Annotated in this window: 15 protein-coding genes; 4 read left to right on the top strand and 11 right to left on the bottom strand. The window is 61.4% G+C overall.

Annotated features, from left to right (window positions below; translation table 11 throughout):
* Positions 1–57 precede the first annotated feature (57 nt).
* Complete coding sequence (locus tag QKW60_RS13070; RefSeq protein WP_282369306.1) at positions 58–987, top strand: hydrogen peroxide-inducible genes activator; 930 nt, start codon at positions 58–60, stop codon at positions 985–987.
* A 21-nt stretch (positions 988–1,008) separates the two neighbouring features.
* Here QKW60_RS13070 and QKW60_RS13065 read toward each other — a convergent pair whose 3' ends face one another.
* Complete coding sequence (locus QKW60_RS13065) at positions 1,009–1,692, bottom strand: MIP family channel protein (protein WP_282369305.1); 684 nt, start codon at positions 1,690–1,692, stop codon at positions 1,009–1,011.
* A gap of 103 nt (positions 1,693–1,795) precedes the next feature.
* Here QKW60_RS13065 and lipA point away from each other — a divergent pair, with 103 nt between their 5' ends.
* A complete protein-coding gene (gene lipA / locus QKW60_RS13060; protein ID WP_282369304.1) occupies positions 1,796–2,746 on the top strand; it encodes a lipoyl synthase in 951 nt (316 codons plus the stop codon).
* Between the two features lie 36 nt (positions 2,747–2,782).
* On the opposite strand, the gene QKW60_RS13055 is transcribed toward lipA, so the two are convergent.
* The 4 genes from QKW60_RS13055 to QKW60_RS13040 all read right to left on the bottom strand — a co-directional run bounded on the left by QKW60_RS13055 (position 2,783) and on the right by QKW60_RS13040 (position 5,681).
* Positions 2,783–3,688, bottom strand: coding sequence for a hypothetical protein (locus QKW60_RS13055; protein WP_282369303.1), 906 nt, complete (start codon positions 3,686–3,688; stop codon positions 2,783–2,785).
* 146 nt (positions 3,689–3,834) lie between these two features.
* On the bottom strand, positions 3,835–3,960 hold the full coding sequence (locus QKW60_RS13050; RefSeq protein ID WP_282369302.1) for a hypothetical protein: 126 nt from the start codon (positions 3,958–3,960) through the stop codon (positions 3,835–3,837).
* A 292-nt stretch (positions 3,961–4,252) separates the two neighbouring features.
* Complete coding sequence (locus QKW60_RS13045; RefSeq protein WP_282369301.1) at positions 4,253–5,143, bottom strand: cytochrome c; 891 nt, start codon at positions 5,141–5,143, stop codon at positions 4,253–4,255.
* 73 nt (positions 5,144–5,216) lie between these two features.
* Complete coding sequence (locus QKW60_RS13040; protein WP_282369300.1) at positions 5,217–5,681, bottom strand: c-type cytochrome; 465 nt, start codon at positions 5,679–5,681, stop codon at positions 5,217–5,219.
* 188 nt (positions 5,682–5,869) lie between these two features.
* Between QKW60_RS13040 and QKW60_RS13035 the strand changes: the two genes are divergently transcribed.
* Positions 5,870–6,742, top strand: coding sequence for a LysR family transcriptional regulator (locus tag QKW60_RS13035; RefSeq protein ID WP_282369299.1), 873 nt, complete (start codon positions 5,870–5,872; stop codon positions 6,740–6,742).
* On the opposite strand, the gene QKW60_RS13030 is transcribed toward QKW60_RS13035, so the two are convergent.
* Together QKW60_RS13030 and hpt are read right to left on the bottom strand one after the other, a co-directional pair.
* Positions 6,726–6,917 carry a hypothetical protein gene (locus tag QKW60_RS13030; protein WP_282369298.1) on the bottom strand — a complete coding sequence of 64 codons (192 nt, stop codon included), beginning with the start codon at positions 6,915–6,917 and terminating at the stop codon, positions 6,726–6,728. The two genes, QKW60_RS13035 and QKW60_RS13030, sit on opposite strands and share 17 nt — an antisense overlap.
* Complete coding sequence (gene hpt, locus QKW60_RS13025) at positions 6,914–7,468, bottom strand: hypoxanthine phosphoribosyltransferase (RefSeq protein WP_282369297.1); 555 nt, start codon at positions 7,466–7,468, stop codon at positions 6,914–6,916. The genes QKW60_RS13030 and hpt overlap by 4 nt, the downstream gene beginning before the upstream one ends.
* 64 nt (positions 7,469–7,532) lie before the next feature.
* Between hpt and QKW60_RS13020 the strand changes: the two genes are divergently transcribed.
* Complete coding sequence (locus QKW60_RS13020) at positions 7,533–7,988, top strand: type II toxin-antitoxin system RatA family toxin (protein WP_282369295.1); 456 nt, start codon at positions 7,533–7,535, stop codon at positions 7,986–7,988.
* Between the two features lie 55 nt (positions 7,989–8,043).
* On the opposite strand, the gene QKW60_RS13015 is transcribed toward QKW60_RS13020, so the two are convergent.
* The 4 genes from QKW60_RS13015 to QKW60_RS13000 all read right to left on the bottom strand — a co-directional run bounded on the left by QKW60_RS13015 (position 8,044) and on the right by QKW60_RS13000 (position 11,484).
* Entirely contained in the window at positions 8,044–9,222 is a 1,179-nt protein-coding gene (locus QKW60_RS13015) for an ammonium transporter (RefSeq protein WP_282369293.1), read from the bottom strand.
* Between the two features lie 167 nt (positions 9,223–9,389).
* Complete coding sequence (locus QKW60_RS13010; RefSeq protein WP_282369291.1) at positions 9,390–9,863, bottom strand: CinA family protein; 474 nt, start codon at positions 9,861–9,863, stop codon at positions 9,390–9,392.
* On the bottom strand, positions 9,860–10,360 hold the full coding sequence (locus QKW60_RS13005; protein WP_282369289.1) for a phosphatidylglycerophosphatase A family protein: 501 nt from the start codon (positions 10,358–10,360) through the stop codon (positions 9,860–9,862). Before QKW60_RS13005 ends, QKW60_RS13010 begins: the two co-directional genes overlap by 4 nt.
* Positions 10,357–11,484 (bottom strand): bifunctional 2-C-methyl-D-erythritol 4-phosphate cytidylyltransferase/2-C-methyl-D-erythritol 2,4-cyclodiphosphate synthase, encoded by a 1,128-nt coding sequence (locus QKW60_RS13000; RefSeq protein ID WP_419762681.1) that lies wholly within the window; start codon positions 11,482–11,484, stop codon positions 10,357–10,359. Before QKW60_RS13000 ends, QKW60_RS13005 begins: the two co-directional genes overlap by 4 nt.
* Positions 11,485–11,615 lie beyond the last annotated feature (131 nt).

Here is an 11,615-nt window from a genome sequence, read left to right as displayed (position 1 = left end):
GCCCGGTTTGTAATAATTAAAAATCGGAAATTCTTCGTGTTGCGATAAGGAATGCTTATGCCCTTGACATTGCGACAGTTGAGCTATTTTCTCGCTCTCGCCGAGGCGCGCAGCTTTGGGGGCGCCGCCGAAAAGGTCCACATTTCTCAGCCAGCATTGTCCATGCAGATCAAAGAACTGGAGACTGTTCTTAACGTCACTCTCGTCGAACGACTGCCAAGGGGCCTGCATCTGACGCGCGAAGGGCGCGAGCTGGAAACACGCGCCCGGCGGATTCTGGCCGAGATCAGCGAACTGGAAGCCGCGGCGCGGCGCAAGGCTTTGTCCGGAAGGCTGAACCTTGGCGTCATTCCGACCGTGGCCCCATATCTTTTGCCCCGCGCCCTGCCGAACCTGCGGGCCGACGACCTGACCCGTGATCTCAGGATTCGCGAGGCCCGTACTGATGACCTGATGGCCGATCTGAATTCCGGCCGGCTGGATGCAATCGTGGTGGCTGATCTGCCCTACGGTTCAGACCTGTCCGCCACGCCATTGTTTGAGGACAGGTTCCTGCTGGCAGGCAGTGCCCGGCGGATTTCAGCGGCTTCTGCCGGTATGGAAGCATTGAGACCGGCCACGCTCGACCCCGATCAACTGCTGCTGCTGGATGAAGGCCACTGCCTAGCCGATCAGGCGCTGGAAGTTTGTGGTCTCGACCGCAAACGCCTACGTCTCGATCTTGGGGCCGCCTCGCTGTCGACGCTTTGCGGGCTTGTGGGGCAGGGGGTCGGGTTGACCTTTCTGCCGGAAATCGCGGTCGCAACGGAATCGGCGGCTGTGCCCGGGATAGCCTTGCGCCGCTTTTCAGACCCCGAACCTTCCAGACGTATCGTATTGGTGCGCCGTGTCACCAGCGACGGCGAAGGCTGGTTCACGAGACTTGCCGAAATTCTGGCAGAGGCCGGCGCGGCATTGGTGAATGCCGCGCGCAGCCCCGGGGGCTAGGCTACCCGGATGATCCCAAGGCTACTGTGCGCTCGTCACACCCAGACTGTGGGCGAAGCCGGCCAGAATACCCCCAAGGAGCGGGGCGACGATGAAGAGCCACAACGAACTGAGCGCAGCGCCACCGGCAAAGATCGCAGGTCCGAACGACCGGGCAGGATTGACCGAAACGCCGGTTACATCGATGCCAACCAGGTGAATGCCCGCCAGCGTCAGTCCGATTGCCAGCCCAGCGAGGTTGGTGGGCGCGCCGTTCTGCGTCACGCCGAGAATGACGGTGACGAAGAGAAACGTCGCGACCGTTTCGAACAGGAACGCAGCGCCCATCGAATACTCACCCAGATAGCCCGCACCATAGCCGTTCTGGCCAAGCCCGTTTGTGGCCAGCGAATAGTCAGCCCGACCGGATGCGATCATGAGGATCACCGCCGCGGCCAGCGTCGCCCCGGCCACCTGAGCGATGGAGTAGATTGCCGCATCGCGCCCGCTCATTCGGCCCGCAGCCATCATGCCAAACGACACTGCCGGGTTCAGATGCGCGCCCGAAATCGGACCGATTCCGTAGGCAGCGGCGACAATCGACAGGCCAAATGCCAGCGAGATCCCGAGCATACCAATATGCTCGCCCATCAGAACCGCCGATCCGACCCCGAAGAACACCAGGATGAACGTTCCGATTGCCTCGGCGACGAATTTTGAAGACATGTATCCTCCCATTCCGCGCAATCCCGCCATGTGCGCAGTTTCATTGTGTTTCACTGAGAAAAGGCATATCTCCGGTACGACCGCTAGTTAGGGGGAATTATTCGTGCGCGACCTCAAAATTCCGGACCAGCGTCACCCAGAAAAAGCCCATCGGGCGGATCAGGCGCAACCGAAAAAACCCGACTGGATCAGGGTCAAGGCCCCGACCTCGGCAGGGTACAAGCAGACGCGCGATATCCTGCGCACGAACAAGCTGGTGACGGTCTGCGAAGAGGCTGGCTGCCCGAATGTTGGCGAATGCTGGTCGGCCGGTCACGCCACAATGATGATCATGGGCGAGATCTGCACGCGCGGCTGTTCGTTCTGCAACATTGCCACCGGCCGCCCGGATGCGCTGGACGTCTTTGAACCCGGACGCGTCGCCCATGCGGTCGAGACGCTGGGCCTGAACCATGTCGTGATTACCTCGGTCGACCGCGACGATCTGGAAGATGGCGGGGCTGAGCATTTCGCCCAGACGATCCGTGCCGTTCGGCATCGCTCGCCGGGAACGACGATCGAGATCCTGACCCCGGACTTTCTTAAGTGTAGACCGGAGGCACTTGAAAAGGTTGTGGAATCCCGTCCGGACGTCTTCAATCACAACCTTGAAACCGTGCCCGGCCTCTATCCGTCGGTCCGTCCCGGCGCGCGGTACTTTCACTCGCTCCGGCTTTTGCAACGGGTGAAGGAACTGGACCCGGCGATGTTCACCAAGTCGGGCATCATGGTCGGGCTCGGCGAGAACGCGCAGGAGGTCCGGCAGGTCATGGATGACATGCGCGCCGCCGATATCGACTTTCTGACCGTCGGCCAGTATCTGCAGCCGACTCCGAAACACCACCGCATCGACCGGTTCGTCACGCCCGAGGAGTTCGCAGGCTATGAAAAGGCCGCCTATGGCAAGGGCTTCCTGATGGTTTCGGCGACGCCGCTGACGCGGTCATCCTATCACGCAGGAGACGACTTCGCGCGTCTGCGCGCGGCGCGGCTGGAGCGTTTGGGCCGGGCCTGAAACGAAGGGCGGGCAGATCGCCCGCCCAAATCAGGTTCAGAACTTGTAGCCGAGCGACAGATCCCAGACCGCATCGAAGCTGCTGCTGTCGGCGACACCCATCTGCACATAGGCAGAGTTCCAGAATTGGTATGTGCCGCTCAGACCATAGAGTGCATCGACGCCGTCGATGTCGAGGACGGTTGCCGAAACATCCAACTTCTGAACCGGCCGGTAAGTCGCCCAGGCCATGAACGCGTCTGGAATGACATTGCTGCCAATCGTGTAGCCAATCCCCGCCTCGTAGAGGTCCGTGCTCGCGCCGATCTCGGCATGCACCGCCGATTGTGACGAGGTGCCCTGTGGTTTTACAATCTCCACAGAGCCGTTGGTGAAGAACTTGCCCATCTCAAAGCTGGCGGCAAGGTCAAAGACGGTCGCCTCCGAGTCGGACAGGCGGTGGTAAGATGTCGCCGCTTTAAACGCTCCGTAATCTGCATCATACCGCAGGCCGACCGGGACGTCGTCATTCGTCAGATAAACCAGTTCGACGATTCCACCGGTGAACGTGTCCTGAGTTATCCCCACCAATTTGATACCGCCCACATCCGGCATGCGGCTGAAAGCGCTCGCGGCGTTGCGCGGCACACCGAAGCTGAACTTGCCATAGCTGGTCGTGTAGGTGGCAGCTGCGAAAACCGCCGATTCGGAGCCAATTCCATCGCTGTCGATCGCGAGAACACCGAGATCAAAACCAAGCCCGCCCGCTCCGCCAGCCGGGCCGAAACTCAGATCAACGTCACCGAAGAGGAAGGTTTCGTCGGAACCGTCGCTGTGAAGCGATTCAATTTCGACCTCGCCCTTGACGACGATATTCGGGGCCGATTGTGCGGCGATTGTGGTCGGGACCGCCGCCGCAAGGACAAGCCCGGCGAAGGCTTTGGAAAGATGATCTGCATACATGAATTCGGCCCCCGATGAGTTCTATTGGCCGCAGCCATTCGCCCGTTCTCGCCGGTGCTACAAGTGTTCCTTGCAATCAGATGCCAGTTAATTGGTCGCTGTAGCGTGAACTGCACAGTTCCGGACAGCAGTGCCAATGAGCCGGTTCAGAAGTTGAACCCTATCGACAGATCAAGGCGTGGACCTGACGCGCTGCCGTCGTGAAAACCGGCCTGGGTCGAAATCCGGTCGCTGGTAAGAAATTCGATCCCCTTGAAAATTATACCGGTCATCCTGCTTCCCGGTTCTGGCAACCATATCCGTGGCATAGGCCGGGGTTGCGATTGGCTGTCGAGGCCATTTGCCATCTGCAGCCGCGCAACGGGCGGCACCGTGGTTTGCGTGATAGGGTCCGCATAACAGGGCGCAGCGACCGTCAGGGGAAGGAGGAGGGTAAGGCAGTGCGAAGCGGAGGTCATGGCAGTGTCCCGCGATACCGGCCGTCGAGTACCGCCATCGGCGAGCATTGTCGGCCCATCGCCCGATCATGCTGCAATAAGGGTTAACATCAGGTAAATCGGCGTGTCACTCAGATGGCGGTACGCGCTTCAAATAAGCCGCGATTGCCGCGCGGTCGTTTGCGGGTAGCCGTGCCATGTTCTGCACCACCAGCGCCATATGCCCGCCCGCACTGTCATATTCCGGCGTGAAGCCCGAGGTCAGGTATTCGACGATATCGGTGTTCGACCAGTCCAGCTTTGCGGGCGTGATATTCGGGAAATTGCCGCGCCCCGCAGGCACCGGTCCGCCTGCGAACCAGCGGCCGGTCTCCATCCCGCCAAGCGCGTTCCTGGGTGTATGGCATTCGCCACAATGGCCGAGAGCCTCGGCCAGATAACGGCCGCGCTGCTCTTCCACTGTCAGGTCGCCATCGACCACCCAGCCATCCTTCAGGAAGAGGAACTTCCAGCCACCAAGGCTGAGGCGGATATTGAAGGGAAAACCCACTTCATGCGCCTCGCTCGGGGTCGGATCGGCGGGAAGGGTGGCAAGATAGGCGCGCAGATCGACTATGTCCTGCAGATCCGCTTTGGCGTAGCTAGCATAGGGGAAGACTGGGAAGTAGTGGCGTCTTTTGGGCGAAACGCCCCGTGCCATGGCATTGGCAAGGTCAAGATCGCTCCACGCGCCAATCCCCGCTTCGGGGTCGTTCGAAATGTTCGGGGCGACGAAGGTGCCGAATGGAGAAGGGAAGCGCTGCCCGCCTTTCAGGACCAGTTTTGCATCCTCGGTTGCCTTGTCGCCGGCATGGCACGAGGCGCAGCCACCCGCCCAAAAGATCAGTTCACCCCTGGCCGGATCGCCGGTCATCCCCGCTAAAGCGTCATCCGGGAGCGGGTTGGGGCGCAGGACCAGCCACGCCACAGCGACGCCGAGAATCAGGACGATATAAAACAGACGAAGCAATCGGCGCATGGGTCTCCTCGCAGGCTGGGGGCGGAGAAACTCCGCCCCCAAACCGTTCTGACTAGCTAGCTAAAAGCAGCATTCAGTTCTGCGGGATGCGCGCGACCTCGTGGCAGCCGCCACAAGATTTCCCCAACGGGCCCATCGCCGCCTTCAACCCATCGAGGCCGCCGCCAGCCGCCGCCTGCATCGCCTCGGCTGCGGTGTTGAAGTCGGCCGCCTTTGCCCCGATGCCGAGGTCTTCGGTGAACACTTCGGGTTTGACTGTAGAATCCGGGTTCTCTGCATTGCTGGAGCCGGGGACATAGAGCATTGAGACGTCGAGTTTGCCTGACGATACGAGCGCGTCGGCCGCCTTCTGCGCGGCTTCGGCGTTGTACTCCACCTCGCCCTTGGCCATGGCGCCGAGGACACCGATGTTCAGTGCGCGGTATACCATGATCCCTTGACGTGCCTTGATCTGTTTCGCAAACGGCGCTTCCTGTGCCGAAGCAGCCCCGGTGAAGGCGATGGTGGCGAGCGCCAGGCCGACAAAAAACTTCTTCATTATACAACTCCCTGTTGAGGATCTGGATAGAGTACATGTGCCGAATTTCATTACCATCCGTAAATTCCGCATGGTAAACGTGAGAAATCGCACAACTGGGGGATTTCCCCCAAATTTAGGCGCAAAAGCCTTGGAGATACGGCCCGGCATGTGTTTTTGAGCGATAACAATGACGTGAGGAAGACCGCATGAGGGAGAATTGGGACGACTTACGTTTTGTCCTTGCCGTGGCCGAGGAAGGATCGGTCAATGCGGCCGCACGGCGATTGGGCGTGAATCACGCAACCGTACTCCGGCGAGTTGCGGCCTATGAGGAGGCTTCGGGCGTCGAGATATTCGACAAGACTGCCCGGGGGTATGTCGTCACCGGCGCGCACAAACAGGTCATCGACGCTGCGCGCGAGGTGGACCGGGCTGTGCAGTCGGTGGCACGGACGCTTCTGGGCGTGCGCGCGCCCCTGATCGGCGATGTTCGGGTCACATCCACCGACACGTTCTGCCAGCATGTTCTGCCGCCCGTGGTCTCCGAATTGCGCAAGACATCTCCTGAACTTCGGATCGAGCTTTTATGCACGAACACACATCTGGATCTGGCGCGGACACATGCAGATATCACTGTTCGCCCGACCGACAAGCTTGCCGACGATCTGGTGGGTGAGATCGGGGCGAAACTGGGTTTTGGCGTGTTTCGCAAGAAGGGCAGCGCGGCCACGGGATGGCTTGGCATCTGCGGCCCCTTGTCCCGCTCGGTTATCGGGCGGTGGATGGCGGACCGGTGCGACCCCGCAATCATTGTGGCCTGCGCTGACAGTTTTCCGGTCTTGCGCGAAATGGCGGCGACGGGGCAGGGCATAGCAACGCTACCGTACTTTCTCGGTCATGAGGACGACCGGCTTGAGGAAGTGAGGGGCGTTATTCCTGATATCTGCGTCGATATCTGGGTGGCCAGCCACGCCGATCTGGCCGATGTTCCGCGCATCGCCGAAACCCGTAGGGCTCTCGTCACGGCGCTTGGGCGGATGGCGGACAGATTGCGTGGCGCGCCTAGGGAAGCGGTTTGATCTTCAGCTTGTTGTCGCCCGATGACAGTCCGAACCCGTCCGGCAAAACGCCGCTCCATTCCAGCCCCGCCAGTGCCAGACACACAGTGATGATCCCGAGGATCAGAGCTACACGCCGGGCCGAGGGAGGGTTGCGCGCCCAATGAGCCATGCGCAGGAAATGACGCGGGTTCATTCCCCGTCAGTCTCATCGGTAAAGCGCACCTTGCCTATATGCGGCAGGTTGCGGTTCCTTTGCGCGAAGTCGATACCGTAGCCCACGACGAACTCGTCCGGAATCTCGAACCCGGTCCAGGTCGCCTTGATCGGCACTTCGCGCCGTGACGGCTTGTCGAGGAGCGCGCAGACCTCCAGCCGCTTCGGCTCGCGCGAGCGCAGGAGGTTGACCACGTGATGTAGCGTGAATCCGGTATCGACGATATCCTCGACGACCAGCACGTCGCGGCCAGAAATCTCGCCCCTCAGGTCCTTGAGAATGCGCACCTCGCGGCTCGATTCCATTGCATCGCCATAGGAGGAGGCCTCAAGAAAATCGACCTCGACCGGCAGATCGATCTCGCGCACCAAATCGGCGATAAAGACGAAGGAGCCGCGCAACAGTCCGACGACGACGAGTTTGTCTGTGCCGTTGAACGCCTTTGTGATGTCCTTCGCCAAGGCTTCCACCCGCGCGGCGATGGACTTGGCGGATATCATTTCGTCGATGACATAAGCACGATGCGGCATGCGGTCCCCTTGATTTCCCCCCACCATTTAGCGACATGGGGCGCCAGAGTCACCAAGGACGCGCATGCCTACCCATTCGGAAACCCGCGTGATGCCCTACAGCGCCCGGCAGATGTACGATCTGGTGGCCGATGTTGCGCGGTATCCTGAGTTTTTGCCCTGGACGGCTGCCGCCCGCATCCGCTCGCTCACGCCGCGACCCGACGGGGCCGAGGTGATGGAGGCCGATCTGGTCATATCGTTCAAGGTGTTCCGCGAACGGTTCGGCAGCCGCGTGGTTCTCTGGCCCGCCGAGGGGCGGATCGATACGGAATACCTCGACGGGCCGTTTCAGCATATGCGGTCAAACTGGGCGTTTCGGGACCGGGACGAGGGCGGATGCGACGTGTCCTTCTTCGTCGATTTCGCGTTCAGGAACGCAATCCTGCAAAAGCTGATTGGCGTCGTTTTCGACGAGGCAATGCACCGGGTCGTGCGCGCCTTCGAGGAGCGGGCGAAGGCGCTTTACGGGCGAGCCTGATCGAAATGAGAACGGGGCCTGGAAAGGCCCCGTTCAAGATGTCTGTCGAACTTTCTTACGACGTAATGTCGTAAGCGCGTTCTCCGTGGGCCGAGATGTCGAGACCGTTGAACTCCGTTTCCGCATCGACGCGGATGGGCGTTACCAGACAGGCGAGTTTGGCCAGAATCCAAGTCGCGACAACCGTGAAGATGCCGACGATGGCCAGCGCGCCGAGCTGGGCGGTCCAGCTGCCCGCACCGAAAGCCGCGATCATGATCGTGCCAAAGATGCCGCCGACGCCGTGGACGGCGAAGACGTCAAGCGTGTCATCGATGCGGATCTTGTTGCGGATGAGTGCGACGGCCTCCTGACACAGCACCCCCGCGACCGCGCCGATCACCAGCGCCTCGATGGGGCCGACGAATCCGCTGGCGGGTGTGATCGAGGCAAGACCCGCGATGGTGCCGGTGACCAGGCCGACGAGCGAGGCGCGTCCAAACTTGATCCGCTCCCAAAGTGCCCAGGTCAGTGATGCGGAGGCAGCCGAGATATGCGTGACGGTAATCGCCATCGCGGCCCCACCATCTGCGGCAAGCTGCGAGCCGCCGTTGAAGCCGAACCAGCCGACCCAGAGAAGCCCTGCGCCGATGGCGACGAAACCGGGATTGTGCGGTGGCGTGGTGCGGTTCTTGCGAGGGCCGATCATCACCGCAAGGACCAGCGCGGCAAGACCCGCCGTTTCATGCACGACAATGCCGCCCGCGAAGTCCTTCGTCCCGACCTCACCAAAGATGCCGCCATCGGCCAGAAATCCGCCGCCCCAGATCCAGTGGGCGACTGGCGCATAGACGCCGAGCATCCAGAGCGCCGAGAAGAGGAGGACGAAACCAAACCCAACGCGTTCAGCGAAGGCACCGAGGAAGAGGGCGGGGGTGATGATCGCGAAGGTCATCTGGAAGGCGAAGAACAAGACCTCGGGCAGGGAACCCTTCAGCGTCTCCGCATCCACTCCGGTCAGGAAGGCGCGGCCGAGACCGCCCCAATAGGCTCCTTCGCCACCGAAAGCGATGGAATACCCCGCGACCAGCCACAGGACGCTCATAAGGCAGGCAATGGCAAAGCACTGCATGAAGACAGAAAGTACATTCCGCGCCCGCACGAGCCCACCATAGAAAAGCGCAAGTCCCGGCAGGGTCATCAGAAGAACAAGCCCGGTGGCCACGATGATCCAGGCAGTATCGGCGCCGTTCATGAGAGAATGTCCTTTCGCGTTTCGTTGCGCGATGGACAGAGCCTGAACCCGATGCGAAGAAAAGCGGCACCGCTCTGTCAACTGCCAGAAAGTGCGGCAATTTCAAAACTGCCCAAAATGCGGGCAAAATTGCACAGGATGCGGTCAAAAGTTGATCGGTGTTCGCATCACGCGTCGAGGGCGCCGATGATCATGCCGAGCGCATAGTCGACCGTCGCCCGGCGCACGGCATCGCGTCCGATCGCGCCGAATTCGATGGTCTCGACCTGTGTCGCCGCGCCGGTTCTGGCCAGACCGAAGCATACGCGGCCCTCCGGCTTGTGCTCGGACCCGCCTGGCCCGGCAATGCCCGTTACCGCGACGGCGATGTTGGCGTTTGAACGATTCAGCGCGCCATCAGCCATTTCGCGGGCGACATCTTCGCTGACCGCGCCAAAGGCGTTCAGAGTTTCTGCGCGGACATCCAGCATGTCCGTTTTGGCCGCATTGGAGTAGGTGACGAAACCCCGGTCGAAGACATCAGAAGAGCCGGGAATGTCAGTGATCGCCGCTGCGATCATGCCGCCGGTGCAGCTTTCCGCGGTTGCGATCACGGCACCCTTCGCGCGGGCGAGTGAAAGAAGCTGCCCGGCCCGATTCATGCCCCCATGACCCCATGTGCGAGTCCGGCCGCAATCATGGTGGCTATTCCGGCGAACAGCCCGGCCCAAAGGTCGTCCTCCATCGTGCCAAAGGCGGTGTGCTTGCGGTCAGCCCGACCGATGCGCCCGGGTTTCCAGATGTCGAAAAGCCGGAAGAAGAGGAAGGCCGCGACCCAGCCGGGCCATGGGAAGGTCCAGCTGTCGAGCCCCATCAACCAGAACCCCGCCGAAGGGAAGAGGAGCGCGATCCACTGGCCTGCGACCTCGTCGATGACAATCTCTGATGGGTCCTTTTCCTCTTGCCCCTCAACCGTTTTCGCCGTCGCCCAAAAGCCGATTGGCGTGACAATAAGCGTAGCGGCCAGAAGCAGAGGGAAGTGCCCGATCCCGTGGATGAGGAGCCCGAGCGCCACGGCGACGGCCGAGCCCCAAGTTCCCGGCGCCGGACGCAGGAGGCCAGCGCCGAACCAGGTGGCGAGAAGTCGGGGAAAGCTCATGGCTTCACCAGAGTCACAGTGGCAATGGCCGCTATACCCTCTTCGCGCCCCGTGAAGCCCAGCCGTTCGGAGGTGGTGGCTTTGACGCTGATCCGGTCGGGCCGGACGCCGGTGATGCGGGCGATTTCAGACGCCATTTCAACCGCATGTGGACCGATCTTCGGGCATTCGCAGACCAGAGTGATATCGGCATTGGATATCCCGTAGCCTTTTTTGCGCGCAAGCTCGGTCGCGTGGGAAAGGAAGATGTGGCTCGCCGCGCCTTTCCACTGAGGGTCCGAGGGCGGGAAGTGCCGGCCAATGTCACCCTCGGCCAGCGCGCCATAGATCGCATCGGTCAGGGCATGCATGCCTACATCGGCGTCGGAGTGACCAAGAAGCGCTTTCGTGTGTGGCACCCGCACGCCGCAAAGCATGACGTGATCGCCCTCGGTGAACGCGTGGACGTCGTAGCCATTCCCGGTTCGGATATCCATGTCAGTTCCCAGAATCCGTTCGGCGCGGGCGAAATCGCCGGGCCAGGTGAGTTTGATATTCTCCTCCTCGCCCTCGACGATGGCGACGTCAAGTCCCGCAGCCAGCGCGACCTCGACGTCATCGGCCGCGCCGCCCGGATGGGCGCGGTGTGCGTCCAGAATTGCCGGGAAGTGGAAGCCCTGCGGTGTCTGGGCGCGAAAAAGCCCGTCGCGGGGCTGCAGCCCCGATACCTTCGCTTCAGCCCCGGTCCAGAGCGCGTCGGTGACCGCTAGGGCAGGCGCGGCGGCTGGTGAGCTTTCCAGCGCGTCGCGTATCCGACCGATGACTGTGGGTGAGACCAACGGGCGTGCGCCGTCATGGATCAATACAAATGAGTATTCATTAGGATCAATGATTTCCAGGGCATTCCTAACGGATTCCGATCGCGTATCTCCGCCTGCGACAAGCGTAACTTGTCCTGCAAGTTCTGCGATGCCCCGCGTCATGTCGTCGGGATGTAGTACAACAATGATCCGTCCCGCACCCCGAAAAGCCGCAACGGTGCGCGCCAGCACGCTCTGCCCGCCAAGCATCCGCCACTGCTTGGGTTCGCCGCCTGCCCGTGTGCCACGCCCGGCGGCGACAATGATGATTGCAGTATCGGTCACGATGATCTCCGTTTGCCCTGCTGTAATCCGCCGGGGCTTTCTCGGCAATGCCCGGCTGCCATGCATGCGTCTATGGGTGTGCTTAATTTTCAGGCACCAAATGAATGGTTGCTCTGCACCGCGGCGTTACG

It is taken from the genome of Albidovulum aestuarii (assembly GCF_029961185.1).
Classification (GTDB): Bacteria; Pseudomonadota; Alphaproteobacteria; order Rhodobacterales; family Rhodobacteraceae; genus Albidovulum; species Albidovulum aestuarii.
Note: the sequence above shows the minus strand (reverse complement) of the source record. Positions and strands in the feature narration are given on the sequence as shown.